We start from the raw sequence: 16,131 nt of genomic DNA on the forward strand, positions 1-16,131 counted from the left end.
GGGCCGCTCACCCCGCGGCGCCGCCCCGCACCGTGATCGGCAGCGCGGCCGGACCGCGCAGGTTGATCCGGCCGTTCCACTCCACCTCGCCGTCCAGGGCCAGGCCGGGGAAGCGGCGCACGAGGCGTTCGATCGCGACCCGCCCCTCCAGCCGGGCCAGCGCGGCGCCGAGGCAGTGGTGGGGGCCCGCGCCGAAGGACACGTGCTGCCGGGCGTTCGGGCGGTCGATCCGGAGCCGGTCGGCGTCCGGGCCCCAGAAGCTCTCGTCGCGGTTGGCCGACGCCAGGCAGGCGAACACCATGCTGTGCGCGGGGATCTCCCGGCCGCGCACGGTGTGCGGCGCCAGGGGGATCCGCCGGGTCTGCTGGACCGGGCTGTCGTAGCGGAGGAACTCCTCGACGGCGTTGGCGGCGAGGTCGGGGCGGGCCCGGAGCAGCGCGAGCTGGTCGGGGTGGCGCAGCAGCGCGAGGGTGCCGTTGGCGATCAGGTTCACCGTGGTCTCGTGGCCCGCCAGGAAGAGCAGCACCACCTGGGCGACCAGCTCGTCGTCGCTGAGCCGGTCGCCGTCCTCCTCGGCGGCGATCAGCGCGCTGAGCAGGTCGTCCGCCGCGTTCTGCCGCTTCCGGGCGATCAGTTCGCGGATGAGCGCGGTCAGTTCCTGGTCGGCGCGGGCTATCTCGGCCAGCACCTCCTCGTCGGCGACGACTTCGAGGGAGCGGACCAGCATGCCGCTCAGCCGGCGGATGCGCGCCTGGTCGGTCGGGGGCATGCCGAGCATGCGGGAGATGACCTCGAAGGGGAGGGGGAACGCCAGAGTCTCCACCAGGTCCGCCCGGCCGGCCTCCGCGATCCGGTCGAGGGCGGCGTCGACGAGCCGGGTGATCTCCGGCTCCAGCGCGGCGACGGCGCGCGGCGTGAACGCCTTGGTCACCAGGGACCGCAGCCGTGTGTGGTCCGGCGGGTCGACGTCGAGCATCGACTTCATCAGCACGCTCCGGCTGTCCTGGTCGGGCCCGTCGAGCCGGTCAAGCCGGTCGTACTGGTCGCGGAGCACGCCGCCCGCCAGGTTCCGGGCGTCCACGGAGAGCCCGGCCGCCCGCAGCAGGGCGGCGACGTCCTCGTACCGGGACAGGAACCAGAAGCCGAAGGGGTGCTCGTGCACCGGGTCCGTCTCCCGCATCCGGCGGTAGGCCGGGTACGGGTCGTCGGTGAAGCCGGGCTCCAGCGGGTTGAGCAGCAGATCCGTGTCGGTCATGGGATGCCTCCAGGGGCGGCGACGACTCTGTCATACTCCACGTCGGAAACATACGCTGTGTATGTCATATGCTTCGGCCATGTCATCTGTCAAGAGCCGACGGGAGCGTTACTCGCAGGCCACCAAGGCCGCCCTGCTCGACGCCGCCACCCGCCGGTTCGCCGCACACGGCTTCGCCGGGACGGCGCTGGAGGACGTCGCCGCCGACATCGAGGCCACCCGGGGCGCGGTGTACCACCACTTCCCGAGCAAGACCGCGCTGTTCCAGGCGGTGTTCGAGGAGCTGGAGACGGAGATGGCCCGCCGCGCGACCGAGGCCGCCGCCCGGGAGGCGGACCCCTGGTCGGCCGCCCAAGCCGCGCTGGAGGCGTTCCTGGAGTGCGCCTGCGACCCGGTGTACGGGCGGCTGGTCTGGCAGGAGGCACCCCTGGCGCTCGGCTGGACGCAGTGGCGGGAGTGCGAGGAGAAGTACGCCTACGGGCTGATCGAGGGCATGATGCGGACGCTGATGGACAACGGCGACCTGCCGCCGCTCCCCCTCGAACCGCTGACCCGCGTGACGTTCCACGTCCTCGGCGCCGCCGGCATGGCCCTCGCCGAGGCCCCGGAGCCGGACAAGCCCCGGGTGCGGGCCGAATACGCCCGGGTGATCACGCACATGCTCAACGGCATGCGCGCCTGAGCCGTCAGCAGATCAGGGCCGGGCCGAGGGGCCCGGACGCGAGGTGGCGTCCGCGCGGCTCCGGGTCCGTCAGGCGTCCCTCGTCGACCACCACCCGTCCGCCGACGACCACCGTGCGCGGGCGGCCGGTGAGCCGCATGCCCTCGTAGGGCGTGTAGTCCGTCGCCATGTGCAGGCCGGTGGCGCGCACCTCGTGGGTGGCGGCCGGGTCCCAGAGCGCGAAGTCCGCGTCCGCGCCGGGGGCGATGACGCCCTTGCGGGGGTACAGGCCATTGAGCCGGGCGGGGTTGGCGCACGTCATCGCCACGAAGCGGCCCAGGGGGAGGCCGCGCTCGACGACCAGCTCGCCGAAGAGCACCGGCATGCGGGTCTCCACGCCGGGCAGGCCGTTGGGCATCGCCCGCACGTCGTGGCGCGCGGACTCCTTCTGGGCGGTGTCGTAGCAGCAGTGGTCGCTGCCGATGGTGGCCACCTGGCCGTGGAAGACCCGGGACCTCAGCCCGGCGACGGTGGTGGACGACCGCAGCGGCGGGCAGCAGACGAACCGTTCGGGGTGCGGTCCGGCGTAGGCCGAGTCGTCCAGGACGAGGTGGTGCGCGACCGTCTCGGTGAACGCCCGCACGCCCCGGCTCCGGGCCCGGGCGACCAGGTCGACGGCCTCCGGGGTGGACTGGTGGACGAAGTACACCGGGGCCGCGACGGATTCGGCGATCGCCAGGATCTCCGCCACGGAGGCGGTCTCGGCCAGCTCGGGCCGGGTGGTGGCGTGGTGACCGGCGCCGATGGCGCCTGCCGACGCGCGGCGTTCCTGCACGTCGGTGATGATGTGGTCGGCCTCGCAGTGGACGACCACCATGCCGCCGAGGTCGCGCAGGTGCGTCATGACGTTGAGGATGGTCTTCTCCTCGGCCATGGTCTCGCCCCGGTAGGTGGTGAACATCTTCACGGTGACCACGCCGTCGGCCACCACCGCGCGGAGCTGCTCCGGCACGGTGTCGTCCCAGTCCACGACGCAGGCGTGCAGCGCGCTGTCGCACAACCCCTCGGCCGCCTTGGCGCGTTGGAGGGCGACGACGTCGGCCGGGTGCTCGCCGGGGCGCGGGATCGCGAAGTCGACGATGGTCGTGGTGCCGCCGAACACGGCCGCGGTGGTGGCCTGGTGGTAGTCGTCGAGCGAGGTGAACTCACCCGAGGTGAAGCCGACATGGCAGTGCGGGTCCACGCCGCCGGGCAGCACCAGGCGGCCCGTGGCGTCGAGTTCGGCGGCCCCGGCACGGCGTATCGCGTCCGGCGGGCAGGCGCCGGGTTCCACCAGCGCGCGGACCCGTCCGTCGCCGACCAGGACGTCGGCCGCGCCCTGCCAGTCGGCGTTGATCACGGTGCCGCCGCGCACGACGAGGTCGAGGGGCTCGGGATGGGGCATGGGACTCTCCAACGGGATCGAACGTCGCGGACCGCGGGCTGCGGTGCTGCGGGGTGCGGGGTGCGGGCCTACAGGCCCACGGCCCGGGTCGCGAGGTAGGCGCGCCAGCCGCCGTGGTCGCTGATGTCGACGACGCCGGGGGCGTGCAGCGCCGCCGGACGCATCCGCATGGCGAAGGAACCGGAGCCGTCTTCCAGCCGGATGACGCCGAGTTCGAGCTCGGGAGGCTCCCGCGGCAGCAGCACGTCGTGCAGCACCTCGTACGTCACCTCGTAGATCTCACCCGCGATCGCGGTGCCCGCCGCCCCCTCCACCGGGTGCAGTCCGGGGAATTCGTCGCGCACGGAGTAGAAGCGGTACCGGGGGGCGGTGCGCGCCGGACCGGCGAACCGGGCGTCACTCAGCGCGTCGTTGAGGCTGCCGCCGGACATGGCCTGACCGTTGACGAACATCCGCAGGGGGGTCATCGGGCACATCTGCCTTTCTGTTGAGTCGATTCCTGCCGGGTGGCCGCGGCCCGCCGCATGAGCCGCCCGGGCCCGAGGTCGCCGACGGGCTCCGGAGGCCGCTCCCCCGCGATCAGCGCGCGCAGCGTCTCCCCCCACAGCGGCGCGAACGTGAACGCGTACGTCCCCCCGGCGACGAAGAAGCCCGGGTGCCCGGGGACTTCACCGATCACCGGCATCTCGTCCGGGGTCGCGGCCAGCGGACCCGCCCACACCCGCAGCAGCCGCAGGTCCGCGAGGAACGGCAGCACGCGGCACGCCTGCACCAGGTTGCCCGTCAGGCTCGGCATGCTGGCCGCGCCGCGGCCCGCGGCGCCGGCCCCGCGGGCGGGCCAGCCGCCCCCGATGAGCAGATTGCCGGCGCTCACCTGCTTGACCGACAGCCCCTCGCCGATGTGCTGGACGAGATGGCCCAGGACCGGCGGCACCCGCACGGTCGCGTGCATCTGGATGACGACCGGGGCCATCGCCAGCGTGATCCCGGCGAGCGCGGCCACCTCCGTCAGCCACGGGCCCGCCGCGTCGACGACCACGGGCGCGGTCCAGCTCCGGTCCGCCGAACCGACGGTGTAGCCGCCGGGCCCGCGGTCGATACGGGTCACCGGGGTGAACGCGTGCACCTCGGCTCCGTGCCGGACGGCCGCCCGGAGGTAAGCGGGCGTGATCAGCAGCGGGTTGGCGTATCCGTCGAGCGGGCACCAGGTGGCGGCACCGACCCGGCCGGACAGCAGCGGCAGCCGTCGCCGCGCCTCGTCGCCGGTGAGCAGTTCGGTGGGGATGCCCACCGTGCGCTCCAGCTTCCGCTTGTCGTGGAGCTCTTGTTCCTGCTCGGCGGTCTCGGCGACCATGAACCCGCCGCCGCGCCGCAGTTCGACGTCGGCCCCGAGCCGCTCCTCGACGGTGGACCAGCGCTCCGATGCCGCGCGTTGCAGGGGCAGGAAGCGTTCGCTGTCCACCGGGACGCCCTGGCCCGGGCGCCTGGTGTGGATGCCCTGGATGTGCAGATTGCCCGCGGTGGTGCCGGACCCCTCGCGGTTGGGCGCGCCGCGCTCCAGCACGGTCACGCGGAACCCGGCCGCGGCGAGGTGGAAGGCGGCGGCGGCCCCGAGGATGCCCGCCCCGATCACCACGACGTCGGCTCGGTGCGCGCGGTGTCGCTCAGCCATCGGCCGCCTCCCCCGGCTCGGCTCCGGCGTGGGTGCCCGCCTCGTCCAGCGCCAGCACCGTGCGCACCGGCAGCGGCTTGAGGGGGGCCCGGGCCGAGAAGGCGGCCGGTGCGCCGGGCGTCCGCCGGGCCAGCGCCGCGACGACGTGGCCGCACTCGCGTCCCTGGCACGGCCCCATGCCGGCGCGGGTGGCGCCCTTGGTGGCGTGCAGGTCGTTCCAGCCGGTCGCGGCGGCGCGCCGGATCTCGCCCGCGGTGACGCCCTCGCACCGGCACACCGTGGTGTCGTCGGCCAGCGAGGTCGTGAGCGAGGGCGGCACCGGGTAGAGCCGCCGCGTCAGGGCCGCGAACCGGTCCAGGGCGCGGGCCCGGCGCCGGGCCGCCGCGAGGCGCGCGCCGCCGGGTGCCTCCCGGCCGAAGCGGCGCAGGACGGCGCGGGCGGCCAGTTCGCCGCGGACCTCGGCCGCGTGCACCCCGGCGATCCCGGCGCACTCGCCGGCGGCGTAGACGCCGTCCACGGAGGTGGCGCCGTCCTGGTCCACCACCGGCAGTTCCTCACCCGTGGCCGGGTCGACTCCGGTGCGGCAGCCGAGCAGGCGCAGCAGTTCGGTGCTGGGCCGGAAGCCGAAGCCGACGCACAGCGCGTCCACCTCGACGCGCTGGACGCCCTCGCCCGCCCGCGCCGGATCGGCCGGGCCGATGTCGACGGCCCGCACCCGGTCGTCGCCGTACGCGGCCAGCACGCGCCGGCCCTGACGCACCCGCACACCGCGTACCGCCAGGGACAGCAGATAGCCCGCCGCCTCCGTCAGCCGCGCGGGGTGGCCGGCCGCGCCGAGCGCGGCGAGCCGTGGCCGGTACGGGTGGTTGAGCTCCAGCAGCGCCTCGATGCGGACCCCGACGTCCAGCAGCGCGTGGGCGACCGGCAGCAGGAACGGGCCGGTCCCGGCCACGACGACCCGGCGCCCCACGGCGGTCCGGTCCATGGTGGCCAGGTGCAGGGCGAAGCCGGGGGTGACCACGCCCGGGAGGAGCCAGCCGGGGAACGGCACGGCACGCTCGAAGGCGCCGGTGGCGACGATCGTGGCGCGGGCGGTGACCCGGCCGGCCGCTCCGGTGCGGACGTCGCCGGTGAGGAGGGAGGTACCGGCGTCGGTGGCTCCCCACACCAGCGTGTGGGGCAGGCACCGCACCCCGGCGGCGCGGGCGCGTTCGATCAGCGCGGTGCCCCGGGGGCGGAAGTCGCCGAAGGCGTCGGCCATCGGCTCGGCACGGCGCTTGTAGAACTGGCCGCCGGGCCGGTCCGCTTCGTCGATCAGGGCGACCCGCAGCCCGCCCTCGCCCAGCAGGGCGGCGGCGGTCAGGCCCGCGGGCCCGCCGCCCACGACCGCGACATCCACGGTGAGCGTCGTCACCGCGTCGGGCGGGGAAGGCCGTTCAGGCACGGGTCACCTCCTGATCCTGATCGGGGTCCTGATCCTGCATCGGGGTCCTGGTCCGGACCGGGGTCCTGGTCCCGGTCCGGCGGCTGGCGGTCCGTCCGGGTGCGGACGTCCATGCCGTCGGTCACGTGGACCAGGCAGGAGCGGGTGTCGGGGCGGCCGTCGATGACGATTTCGCACTCCATGCACACCCCCATGCCGCAGAAGGGGCCGCGGAGTCGGCCCGTCACCGGGTTCCGGCGCAGGGCCCAGACGCCCGCGGCGACGAGGACCGCGGTCACCGTCTGGCCCTCCCAGGCCGCCCTCGGTGTCCCGTCGACCACGACCCGCACCGTGCGCGGCCGTTGCCGTCCGTTGGCGTTCTTCATGGCCGCGCTCACAGGATCTTGCTCAGGAACCGGCGGGTGCGTTCGTGCTCGGGCGCGGCGAAGAAGGCGTCGGGCGCCTTGTCCTCCAGCACCTGGCCGTCGCTGAGGAACACCACACGATCGGCGGCGGCCCGGGCGAAGCCCATCTCGTGGCTGACGACGATCATCGTCATGCCCTCCTCGCGGAGCCGGACCATCACGTCCAGCACCTCCGTGACCATCTCCGGGTCCAGGGCCGAGGTGGGCTCGTCGAAGAGCATCACCCGGGGCCGCATGGCCAGGGCCCGTGCGATCGCGACCCGTTGCTGCTGGCCGCCGGAGAGCTGCCCGGGATAGCTGCCCGCCTTGTCGGCCAGGCCCACCAGGTCCAGCAGGTCACGGCCGTCCCGCTGCGCCTCGGCCTTCGGGGTGCCGTGGACGTGCACCGGCCCGCAAGCCACGTTCTCCAGCGCGGTCATGTTCGGGAAGAGGTTGAACTGCTGGAACACCATGCCGGTCACGCGGCGTTGCACCGCGACCCGGCTCTCGCGCAGTCGGCTCCGGCGGCGGCCCGGGCGTTCGTCGCGGCCGATGAGTTCGCCGCAGACGCGGACGCTGCCCTCGTCGATGTCCTCCAGGCAGTTCAGCGTGCGCAGGAAGGTGCTCTTGCCGCCGCCCGACGGGCCGAGGATCAGGACGACCTCCCGCTCGCGGACGGTGAGGTCGACGCCGTTGAGCACCCGCACCGAGCCGAAGGACTTCTGCACGCCCCGGGCCTCGACCAGCACCAGGCGGCTGTCCGGAGCCGCGTTCATCGGTTCTCCGCTTCCATCAGGGGACCGGGCGCGGTCAACGGGTCGGGTCCCTTCCTCTGTCGCGTGGTCTTCGTCCGTCCGGTCCGCGGGGCGTAGCCGCGGCCGACCCTGGCCTCCAGCCGCCGCTGGAAGAAGTCCCACAGCGTGGTCATGGCCAGGTAGTACAGCGCCGCCGCGGTCAGGCCCTCCAGCACGCGGAAGTTGACCTGGACGGCGTACTGGGTCTGGCGCAGCAGCTCCTCCACGGAGATGACGGAGACGAGCGTGGTCGTCTTCAGCAGCCCGTTGAAGCTGTTGCCCAGGGACGGGACCATGATCCGCAGGGCCTGCGGGAAGAGGACGACGCGGAACACCCGTGCCGGGGACATGCCCAGGGCGCGCGCGGCCTCGGTCTGGCCGCGCGGCACCGAGAGGAACCCGGAGCGGACGATCTCCGACAGATACGCCGCCTCGTTGAGCACCAGCCCGGTCAGCGCCGCCGTGACGACGTCGAGCCGGATGCCGACCTGCGGCAAACCCGTGTAGATGATGACGAGTTGCACCAGCAGCGGGGTCCCCCGCATCAGCCAGACGTAGAAACCCGTCACCATCCGCACCGGGCGGAGGGCCGACGCCCTGCCCCACGCCACCACCACGGCCAGCACCAGCCCGAGGCCCATGCTCACCGCCGTCAGCCACACCGTCGTCCAGGCGCCGTGGAGCAGCGCAGGACTGCGGAGGAAGGAGAAGAATGCCTCCCAGGACCACATGATTCGACCTTCCCTCGGTCCGGTGGACTACTGGACGGTGACCGGTCCGGTGGTCACCTCGATGGGGCCGGTGTAGGGCGTGACGCCGTACTCGTCGAACAGCTCCGCCAGATAGCCGTCCTCCTCCATCTCCCGTACGGCGCCGGCGACGGCCTCGGCGACGGCCGTGTTGCCGAAGCCCAGCGCGAGCGGCGCGGTGTTCATCCCGGAAACCGCCGTCTCGAAACGGCCGTTGCCCTGGTAGTAGGTCGTGACCGACTCCACGATGGCAACGCCGTCGACCTGCCCGGCGGACAGCGCCTGGTAGGCGTCCGCGTTGTTGTGGAAGGTCCGGAGGCTGATCCCCGGCCTGCCCGCCTCCGCGAACCGGGCGTTGAGGGCTTCGAGGGTGTCGTACTCGTAGCCGGGTGCCTCGACGGCGATCGTCCGGCCCGACAGGTCGTCCTCGGAGGTGATGCCGTGCGGGTTGCCGTCGGGCACCGAGACGGAGACGCCCTGGACCTCGTAGGGCACGAGGGTGATCGTCTCGGCGCGCTCGGGGGTGTAGAACATGCCGGTGTTGATCATGTCCCAGCGCCCGCTCTGGACGCCGGGTATCTGGGCGTCGAAGGGGACGTTGACGAACTCCGGCTCCAGACACAGCCGGTGGGCGATCTCCTCCCCCAGGTCCACGCGCATGCCGACGATGTCGTCGCCGTCCATGTACTGCATGGGCGGCAGCGTCGCGTTGGTGGACATCGTGAGGGTGCCGTCCGCCACGAGGTCGCCGCCGCCGATCCGGGGCGCGCAGTCGTCGGCGGCGGCCGGGGAGGAGTCGGCGGAGCCTGAGGAGTCGCCGCCGCCGCATGCCGCGAGGGGCAGGAGGAGGGCGGCCGTGGTGAGGGGGAGCAGTCTTCGCACGATCGTTGCCTTTCGGGACGGCCTGGGGAGGCCGGGGTGAGCGGAGGTGCGGTGGTGGGACGGTGCGGTGGTGGGGCGTTACGGGGACGTCGCCGCGACGGCGGACGGCAGGCCGGACTCGTCCAGGGCGGCGGAGAGAAGCGCGAGCCGGGCCGGGTCGTCCAGCGGGAGCAGGGGCGGGCGGACGTGCCCGCCCGGCTGTCCGAGCAGCCGCATCGCTGCTTTCAGCTGCGCGGTGGGTGAGGCGAACTTGGAGCTGTAGTCGGAGTTGACGAGCAGGCCGGTCAGCCGCTCGTAGCGGGCGGACCACGCGCGGGCGCGATCGAGGTCGCCGGCCCAGTAGGCCTCGTAGAACGGGACCGCGAACGGGGCGCCGAGCGCGCCGCCGTCGATGTTCCCGTCGCCGCCGAACTCGGCCATGATCGCCATGCCCCGGCGGTGGATGAAGCGGCCGAACACCCGGAGCGAGCCCGCGAGGGCGGCGCAGGTCTCCGCCACCTTCAGCTCGTCGCCCGAACTGTCCTTGATGGCCACGACGTTGTCCAGGGCGGCGAGGCGGACGGCGGTTTCCACCCCGATGTCCACGGCCGTGCCGCGCGGCCAGTTGTAGACCATGAGCGGCATGGCGACCGTCTCCGCGATCTCCCGGTAGAAGGCGTAGATCTCGTCCTCGCTGGGATGCAGGTACGGCGGCGGGGTGGTGAGGATGCCGTCGGCCCCGATGGCGCGGGCGTGTTCGCCGAACGCGGCGCATTCGGCGGCGGTGAACGCGCCGCAGCCGATCACGACCGGCACCCGGCCGCCCAGCTCCGCCACGGCGATCTCCGCGACGCGGCGGCGCTCGGCCGGTGTCTGCGAGAACCACTCGCCGGTGGTGCCGTTGACCAGCACGCCATGGACGCCCTGCGCGGCGTAGAGCCGGAGCAGCGCCCGCCAGGCGGCCTCGTCGACGGCGCCGTCGGCGGTGAACGGCGTGGGCGCGGCGGGCCAGTAGCCGCGCCAGGAGACGTCACTCCGGTTCATCCGCGTCCTCCCTCAGGGCGCCCCCGGCGGCGCCGGGGCGGGGTCGCCGTGGTCTTGTTGTGGGATCGATTGCACACCACCGTGGGCCTCGACGGGAGACCGCGTCAACCCCCGCTCACCGGGAATCGTGAAGGGAAATGGCGATTTAACGACCGGGAAACCCTGCGCTCCTCTGCCATAATGCAGGGGTCGCTGCCCACGGCGACGGGTTGTCGAGTGAAATCGATTGCACTCCTCGGGGGTTCACCTTGGCTGTCACCCTGGCCGATGTCGCGGCAGCGGCGGGCGTCTCGAAGAGCACCGCCTCGCGCGTGCTGAGCGGATCGGCACGGATCAGCCCGCAGGCCCGCCGCGCGGTGCTGGCCGCGGCCGAGCGCCTCGGCTACCGCGCCAACCGGATCGCCAGTGGCCTCCGCACCCGGCGCAGCAACCTCGTCGGCCTCATCGTGACCAACCTGGTGAACGCCTCCTTCCACGTCATCACCTCGGTGGTGCACCAGCGTCTGGAGGAGCTGGGCTACCAGGTCCTGCTCTGCATCACCGACGCGGACCCCGCCCGCGAACGGCGGTACCTCGAAGCGCTGCTGGATCACCGGGTGGACGGGCTGATCATCGTGGGCACCGGGGAGAACACCGCGGTGACCAGGGAGGTGGAGGCGGCGGGCATACCGGTGGTCAACCTGATCCGCTCCCCGGAGGGCGCGCCGGGGGACGCCGTGATGGCCGGCGACCACGAGGGGGCGCTGCTCGCCACCCGGCATCTGCTGGAGCTGGGCCACCGGCGCATCGGCTTCATCGGCGGTCCCGCCTCGGTGGACTCGGGCCGCGACCGGTACGCCGGTTTCGCCCAGGCGATGGCCGAGCACGGCCTCGCGCCGGACCCCGCCCTGGTCGTGCGCGGCCCGTACGAGCCGCCCTTCGGCGACCAGGCGGTCGCGCGGCTGATGACGGCCTCCTCGGCACGGCCCACCGCGCTCTACAGCGCCAACCACGAGGCGACCTTCGGCGTGCTCGGCGCCCTGGTCCGGCTCGGCGTGCGGGTGCCCGACGAACTGTCGCTGGTGTGCCACGAGGAGGCCCCGTTCTTCGCCTACTGGCACCCCCCGATCACGGTCGTCGACAACGCCCCGCGCGACATGGGCGAGTTGGCCGCCGAGCAGTTGCTCCGCCGCATCGAGAAGGGCGAGCCGGGCCACCCCGGCACGGCCCGCTCGCTCCGCGTGGGCGCGAACCTGGTGGTCCGCCACTCCACGACCACCTGGTCACCACCACCCCCGTGACTCCGAGACCCCGCCGAAGTCCGTCGCTGCTGGCCGGTGCCCCACGCCGGCCAACGAGACGTATGCGCACTGCCACCTTGGCGGGTGCAACCGGGATCAGCCGCCACGGCGATGAATCAGAAAGGGCTCTCCCGAAGCCGCTGGCGGTCCACAGTGAGCCGTCAATTGCTCGATTCGCACGCGAGACCGATTTGGGTTTGGCCCAGCGGACAGAAGGGAAGTGAACCAGCCGCCTGGAACGTCGAACTATGCCATCGGGGGGCAGCGACTTGTCACTCCCATCAGCCTCCAGTGAGGGTCCCGCCGAACAGCTGCTGCAGCACACAGAAGCGATTCTTCGACTGCAAGAAGCTGTACGCACGCGTCGACTACAGCTTCGCAGTCTGCATTGGACGGCTACCGCAACGATCGCGGCAATTCTTGCCATCTACGTTGCTACTGTGGGAACTTGGCGATCTGTAGACTTTGGCCCCGTCAACAGAATCGCTATTCCTCTGACCAGTTTATCGATCATCGCTCTTCTGGTTCAGCTCTACATCGAGGACGGCCGCGATGATGACGCAAGGAAGTCGGTCCGCCAGCTTGAACTGGACCTAGAGATTGCCCACGAGCGGCGCCTATTGAGGGCCTCTCAGCTGGGGATCCCAGTATATCAGCGGCAGTACAGCTACAAGGACTCCATCCCCAAGGAACTCGAAAGGCTTCGCGAAGAATCTCAGCACTACCGTCGGCTCCATAACGCATTTCAGTCCGTCATCATCATCGGGTCACTGGGCACTACGACCGCCGCAAGCCTCGCCGATATCAGCGGCATGCTCAAGTGGGTCACGGTAGGCCTCAGTTTTTCGGTAGGCGTCTCGGCCGGATTTACCGGGTATTTCAAGTATCGAGAGCGCAGTTTCTACCTGCAACAAACAGCAGATGCCATTGAGCAGCATGCCACAGCGTTCGAGCTTGGTATCCGGCCGTACACGCAAGATGAGACAGAGAATCTGGCCCGCTTGACGGAAGAGATCGAGTCACTTCGCGTGGAGCAGCGCAAGCGAGAGCAGCAACTGGACCAGCCTCACGAGGGACGCGATGGAACCGTGTGAAGCACGTGAGGCAATTCACCCCGCCAAAGAATCAACACCCCGGGTATGACGTGAGTTAGAGCTCACTCCGTGGGTCGGTCCACTGATGCACGGGCACCGCGTCGTCAGTGGACGGCCACGGGTGCAGACTCGGCCCAGGCGCGTTCGAAGCTCTCACAGTAAGTGGCGCTCATGGAGAAACCCTCCGACTGCCGAAGATGGAGAACCGGCGAGTTCGCAGCCGAGTGGCCAAGGACGTGAGAGTTGATCATGAATTCCGCATCCGACCGAAAGATCGAATTATAGAGTGTCGCGCCATGCATTCTCACGTCGAGACCCGGAGTCTTCGAGATTCTCTTGGTGAGTACCAGCGCGTTACGGATGCGGGCAGGCATGGCGTCTCCAATACCTCCCTCCCTCCCTCGCTCGGCTACCTGCTCACTTTCAGGATCACCGAAAAGCAGACGCACTTCCACTCCAGACATAGCTTTTTCAGCGAAGATCCGGAGAATCGATGCATCCTCCATGAGGAATAGACCGCTGTAGACCAGAACGTCAATTTTCTTCTCCGCTCGACTGAAGAACGCCCGCCAAGCATGGGAAGGAACGAGCCATCGATGCGGGTAGACAGCTTGGATTTCGGTCGGGGCGAGTGGTCGACGTAGCGCGTGCCCCACTGCGGCCGGCCACAAGTCACGCTCGGACGCGCTCACGAGTTTGCTCAGCGCTGCCCTATGGCGCGGATGAGGGATTCGGCCGCTGATCCAGCGGGCGACTGTCTTGGGGTCGACCTGGAGTTGGGCGGCGACGTCGGTCACGCTGAGGCCGGCGCGGGCCAACGCCTGTTTCACGGCGTAGTTCATGGGTGCCTCCTCCCGCAGGGGACGCCTCCACGATAGCGAAGACGTCCCAAGACGTCCCACAAACGCGGTACTTGCGGCAGCGCGCCGTCATAACACTCCTGCACATGCAGAGCCTGTTGGCGGCGATCTCGACCCGTGAGGAACAGCCGTGAGTGTCCACATCAGCCAGCCGCCGGCACAGCGTGCCGATACGCGCCCGACCGAGTTGCTCGGTTCTCTTTCCCTGAGGTACGACCCGAAATCGGCAAGCCTCGCACGCCGGTTCGTGAAGATCGCGTTGACTGCGGGAGGTCACGAGGCCCTCGCGGACGCCGTCGAACTCGTCGTCTCCGAGCTGGTGACCAACTCCGTGGTCCACGCACGTCCCACCCAAGACGACGGCCTGATTCAGGTGCGACTCCTCAGTGCCCGCACCGTGGTGCGCCTCGACGTCCACGACTCCGATCGCCGAATGCCACTCCCCCGCCTGGTCAAGCCCGGGGACGAGGCGGGACGCGGGATGTACATCATCGAGAGCATCGTGACCAATCGCGGCTTCTACCGCAGCGGCCCCGGCAAGTGCGTCTGGTGTGAGTTCCGCACCATGCCGGGAAGTGACCAGCCCGGATGAGCGCGACCGCATTGAACGACTTCTGGTGCGAGTGCCTCCTCTCAACACCTACCGCGGAGTTCGGCACCGTGACCGTGGGGACCTGTGACTCGTACAGCCTGGAGCAAGTCCGCGAGTGGCTACAGGTGTCCGTCCGGGCAGTCGTCACAAGGCTGAACCCGGAGTACGCCCGGATCACCGAACATTCGATGTTGCCGAACGAGCGCCAAGTGGCCGACGCCGTTGAGAGCGATGTGCCCTTTGTGTACTCGATCGAGTGCGGAGCGACGAGGGTCGAATGGCGAGTCAGGCGCGTGCAGTTCCTGCCGCTGCTCAGTCGTCCGGACGGTCCCTTGCCGCCATGCCTCTACCGAGCCTCGGCACGGGGAGCACCGCCCGAACGTCCCTAGCCGCACGAGCACCGCAGCAACCGTGATGGGGGACCTGGGCGACGCCCATGCCACCGTCCCGCACCTCCGAGAGGATCGAGTGAGTCCACGATCGACGGCGTGGGGGGCCTACGCGCAGATCGCGCGTGCCCTTCGGGAACGGATCGCTTCCGGGGCGCTGCCACCGGGCGAGCTGCTTCCCTCCGAGGCAACGCTCTCAGCTGAATTCCGCGTCGCCCGCAACACGCTCAGGCGTGCCCTCTCCGTCCTGGAGACGGAAGGGCTCATCGAGTCCCTCCCAGGCCGGGGCCGCGTCGTCCGCGCCACGCATGAGCATGGAACGGCCTCGTCCAGGCCCAGACCGCCGCAGTACCGGCAGATCTCAGGGGAACTGCGCGAAGCCATCGAACGTGGCGACCTGGTGCCCGGCGCGGCGCTGCCGAGTGAGGCCGCCTTGTCCGAGCGCTACAGCGTCTCTCGGGGAACGGCGCGGCAGGCACTCGCTGACCTCTCGGGAGCTGGACTTGTCGAAGCTGTGCAGGGCAAGGGCTGGTTCGTCCGGAAGCGATAGCCGTTAGCCTCGTCGCATGGATGTCGCATGGGCCACTGATCTGGCACGCCGACTGTTGGCGGACCCGTTGCCTCGCCGTTGGGCTCACTCCCTGGGGGTGAGCGCTCAGGCCGAACGGCTCGCGCCGATCATGGGGGGCGATGCCGAACTCCTCCAATGCGCTGCCGTATTGCATGACATCGGCTATTCTCCAGCGATCGCGGAGACGGGTTTCCATCCGCTCGACGGTGCTCGTTACCTGCGGGACGTCGAGCAGGCCGACCCCCGGATCTGCAATCTCGTGGCCCATCACTCCTGCGCGCTGATCGAGGCCGAGGAACGGTCACTCGCCGACGAACTCTCGGGCGAGTTCCGGCTTGAGGAGCCACACCTCGTCGAGGCTCTCGTCTACTGCGATATGACCACGACACCGGACGGAAAGGTGACGACTGCCGAGGAACGGCTTCAGGAGATCTTCTCCCGCTACGGGCCGGAGCACCTCGTCACTCGTTCGATAGAGCGGGCCGCGCCCCAGATATTGGCCGCGTCGCGTTCGATCAGTGAGAAGCTGGCCGCCCTCGGCGGATGAGCCTCACCCGAGGTGCGGGAGGTTCTGCCCCTGCACGTAGTCGAGGATGCGGGCACGCATCGACCGGTCCATCTGGAGTCCGGATGCGTCCTGCGGAGCGATCCACTCAACTTCCCGTGATTCGTCGCTCGGCGTGGGCTGCCCCCCGGTGGCCCGCGCCGTGAAGACGACCGAGAACTCCTGTCGGCACTCCCCGTCGCTCGTGTAGAGGATGACGTGACGCGGGTCGGTGTAGATGCCGACCAAGCCCGTCACTTCGCACGTGATGCCTGTCTCCTCGGCCACTTCACGCACCGCGCAATCGGTCAGCGACTCGCCCAGGTCCATGGCGCCGCCGGGCAGTGCCCAATTGCCGTTGTCCGTGCGGCGGATCATCAGTATCTCGCCGTGCTCGTTGAGAACGACCACATTGGCCGACGGCACAAGGCTGTTGGCCGGCGGCGCGGCGGGGTCGTCGTAGTAGTCGATTCGCGTTGCCATGAGTTCGTTCC

Annotated in this window: 18 protein-coding genes; 6 read left to right on the top strand and 12 right to left on the bottom strand. The window is 70.6% G+C overall.

Translation table 11 applies throughout. From position 1 onward, the window contains the following. Positions 1–7: 7 nt before the first annotated feature. Entirely contained in the window at positions 8–1,255 is a 1,248-nt protein-coding gene (locus ACSNOC_RS03475) for a cytochrome P450 (protein ID WP_436745712.1), read from the bottom strand. 79 nt (positions 1,256–1,334) lie between these two features. On the opposite strand from ACSNOC_RS03475, the gene ACSNOC_RS03480 reads away from it, so the two are divergent. Continuing rightward, a complete protein-coding gene (locus ACSNOC_RS03480) occupies positions 1,335–1,937 on the top strand; it encodes a TetR/AcrR family transcriptional regulator (protein ID WP_436745713.1) in 603 nt (200 codons plus the stop codon). Between the two features lie 4 nt (positions 1,938–1,941). On the opposite strand, the gene hydA is transcribed toward ACSNOC_RS03480, so the two are convergent. The 9 genes from hydA to ACSNOC_RS03525 form a co-directional block, all read right to left on the bottom strand. Next, on the bottom strand, positions 1,942–3,360 hold the full coding sequence (gene hydA, locus ACSNOC_RS03485) for a dihydropyrimidinase (protein WP_436745714.1): 1,419 nt from the start codon (positions 3,358–3,360) through the stop codon (positions 1,942–1,944). A gap of 68 nt (positions 3,361–3,428) precedes the next feature. Then, the gene (locus ACSNOC_RS03490) at positions 3,429–3,827 is read right to left on the bottom strand and encodes an allophanate hydrolase-related protein (protein ID WP_436745715.1); all 399 of its coding nucleotides are present in this window, start codon (positions 3,825–3,827) and stop codon (positions 3,429–3,431) included. After that, entirely contained in the window at positions 3,824–5,032 is a 1,209-nt protein-coding gene (locus ACSNOC_RS03495; protein ID WP_436745716.1) for an NAD(P)/FAD-dependent oxidoreductase, read from the bottom strand. Before ACSNOC_RS03495 ends, ACSNOC_RS03490 begins: the two co-directional genes overlap by 4 nt. After that, positions 5,025–6,476 carry an FAD-dependent oxidoreductase gene (locus tag ACSNOC_RS03500; protein ID WP_436745717.1) on the bottom strand — a complete coding sequence of 484 codons (1,452 nt, stop codon included), beginning with the start codon at positions 6,474–6,476 and terminating at the stop codon, positions 5,025–5,027. The genes ACSNOC_RS03495 and ACSNOC_RS03500 overlap by 8 nt, the downstream gene beginning before the upstream one ends. Next, a complete protein-coding gene (locus tag ACSNOC_RS03505) occupies positions 6,443–6,841 on the bottom strand; it encodes a (2Fe-2S)-binding protein (RefSeq protein ID WP_436745718.1) in 399 nt (132 codons plus the stop codon). Before ACSNOC_RS03505 ends, ACSNOC_RS03500 begins: the two co-directional genes overlap by 34 nt. Before the next feature lie 8 nt (positions 6,842–6,849). Then, a complete protein-coding gene (locus ACSNOC_RS03510; protein ID WP_436745719.1) occupies positions 6,850–7,635 on the bottom strand; it encodes an amino acid ABC transporter ATP-binding protein in 786 nt (261 codons plus the stop codon). Next, positions 7,632–8,384 (bottom strand): amino acid ABC transporter permease, encoded by a 753-nt coding sequence (locus tag ACSNOC_RS03515; protein ID WP_436745720.1) that lies wholly within the window; start codon positions 8,382–8,384, stop codon positions 7,632–7,634. The genes ACSNOC_RS03510 and ACSNOC_RS03515 overlap by 4 nt, the downstream gene beginning before the upstream one ends. A 27-nt stretch (positions 8,385–8,411) precedes the next feature. Beyond that, entirely contained in the window at positions 8,412–9,284 is an 873-nt protein-coding gene (locus tag ACSNOC_RS03520; RefSeq protein ID WP_436745721.1) for an ABC transporter substrate-binding protein, read from the bottom strand. Positions 9,285–9,362: 78 nt separating this feature from the next. Then, entirely contained in the window at positions 9,363–10,307 is a 945-nt protein-coding gene (locus ACSNOC_RS03525) for a dihydrodipicolinate synthase family protein (protein ID WP_436745722.1), read from the bottom strand. Positions 10,308–10,555: 248 nt separating this feature from the next. On the opposite strand from ACSNOC_RS03525, the gene ACSNOC_RS03530 reads away from it, so the two are divergent. After that, positions 10,556–11,587 carry a LacI family DNA-binding transcriptional regulator gene (locus ACSNOC_RS03530; RefSeq protein WP_436745723.1) on the top strand — a complete coding sequence of 344 codons (1,032 nt, stop codon included), beginning with the start codon at positions 10,556–10,558 and terminating at the stop codon, positions 11,585–11,587. A 440-nt stretch (positions 11,588–12,027) separates the two neighbouring features. Then, a complete protein-coding gene (locus tag ACSNOC_RS03535; protein ID WP_436745724.1) occupies positions 12,028–12,681 on the top strand; it encodes a DUF4231 domain-containing protein in 654 nt (217 codons plus the stop codon). Between the two features lie 104 nt (positions 12,682–12,785). Here the strand turns inward: ACSNOC_RS03535 and ACSNOC_RS03540 are convergent, their stop codons facing one another. After that, a complete protein-coding gene (locus tag ACSNOC_RS03540) occupies positions 12,786–13,523 on the bottom strand; it encodes an XRE family transcriptional regulator (protein ID WP_436745725.1) in 738 nt (245 codons plus the stop codon). 148 nt (positions 13,524–13,671) lie between these two features. Here ACSNOC_RS03540 and ACSNOC_RS03545 point away from each other — a divergent pair, with 148 nt between their 5' ends. The 3 genes from ACSNOC_RS03545 (at position 13,672) to ACSNOC_RS03555 (ending at position 15,640) form a co-directional block, all read left to right on the top strand. Further along, positions 13,672–14,133: an ATP-binding protein gene (locus ACSNOC_RS03545; protein ID WP_436745726.1), complete on the top strand. Its 462-nt coding sequence runs from the start codon at positions 13,672–13,674 to the stop codon at positions 14,131–14,133. A 414-nt stretch (positions 14,134–14,547) separates the two neighbouring features. Next, positions 14,548–15,072, top strand: a complete 525-nt coding sequence (locus ACSNOC_RS03550) for a GntR family transcriptional regulator (RefSeq protein WP_436745754.1) — start codon at positions 14,548–14,550, stop codon at positions 15,070–15,072. 16 nt (positions 15,073–15,088) lie between these two features. After that, a complete protein-coding gene (locus ACSNOC_RS03555) occupies positions 15,089–15,640 on the top strand; it encodes an HD domain-containing protein (protein ID WP_436745727.1) in 552 nt (183 codons plus the stop codon). Between the two features lie 3 nt (positions 15,641–15,643). Here the strand turns inward: ACSNOC_RS03555 and ACSNOC_RS03560 are convergent, their stop codons facing one another. Next, positions 15,644–16,120 carry an NUDIX hydrolase gene (locus ACSNOC_RS03560; protein WP_436745728.1) on the bottom strand — a complete coding sequence of 159 codons (477 nt, stop codon included), beginning with the start codon at positions 16,118–16,120 and terminating at the stop codon, positions 15,644–15,646. Positions 16,121–16,131 lie beyond the last annotated feature (11 nt).

The sequence above is a fragment of the Streptomyces sp. URMC 129 genome (assembly GCF_051386415.1).
Taxonomy (GTDB): domain Bacteria; phylum Actinomycetota; class Actinomycetes; order Streptomycetales; family Streptomycetaceae; genus Streptomyces.

Bases quoted from the DNA above. Each gene is read 5' to 3' on its own strand.
- ACSNOC_RS03495 (WP_436745716.1), bottom strand. From the start codon at position 5,032: ATGGCTGAGCGACACCGCGCGCACCGAGCCGACGTCGTGGTGATCGGG.
- ACSNOC_RS03550 (WP_436745754.1), top strand. From the start codon at position 14,548: ATGGGGGACCTGGGCGACGCCCATGCCACCGTCCCGCACCTCCGAGAG.
- ACSNOC_RS03505 (WP_436745718.1), bottom strand. From the start codon at position 6,841: ATGAAGAACGCCAACGGACGGCAACGGCCGCGCACGGTGCGGGTCGTG.
- ACSNOC_RS03510 (WP_436745719.1), bottom strand. From the start codon at position 7,635: ATGAACGCGGCTCCGGACAGCCGCCTGGTGCTGGTCGAGGCCCGGGGC.
- ACSNOC_RS03475 (WP_436745712.1), bottom strand. From the start codon at position 1,255: ATGACCGACACGGATCTGCTGCTCAACCCGCTGGAGCCCGGCTTCACC.
- ACSNOC_RS03525 (WP_436745722.1), bottom strand. From the start codon at position 10,307: ATGAACCGGAGTGACGTCTCCTGGCGCGGCTACTGGCCCGCCGCGCCC.
- hydA (WP_436745714.1), bottom strand. From the start codon at position 3,360: ATGCCCCATCCCGAGCCCCTCGACCTCGTCGTGCGCGGCGGCACCGTG.
- ACSNOC_RS03560 (WP_436745728.1), bottom strand. From the start codon at position 16,120: ATGGCAACGCGAATCGACTACTACGACGACCCCGCCGCGCCGCCGGCC.
- ACSNOC_RS03480 (WP_436745713.1), top strand. From the start codon at position 1,335: ATGTCATCTGTCAAGAGCCGACGGGAGCGTTACTCGCAGGCCACCAAG.
- ACSNOC_RS03515 (WP_436745720.1), bottom strand. From the start codon at position 8,384: ATGTGGTCCTGGGAGGCATTCTTCTCCTTCCTCCGCAGTCCTGCGCTG.
- ACSNOC_RS03490 (WP_436745715.1), bottom strand. From the start codon at position 3,827: ATGACCCCCCTGCGGATGTTCGTCAACGGTCAGGCCATGTCCGGCGGC.
- ACSNOC_RS03555 (WP_436745727.1), top strand. From the start codon at position 15,089: ATGGATGTCGCATGGGCCACTGATCTGGCACGCCGACTGTTGGCGGAC.
- ACSNOC_RS03540 (WP_436745725.1), bottom strand. From the start codon at position 13,523: ATGAACTACGCCGTGAAACAGGCGTTGGCCCGCGCCGGCCTCAGCGTG.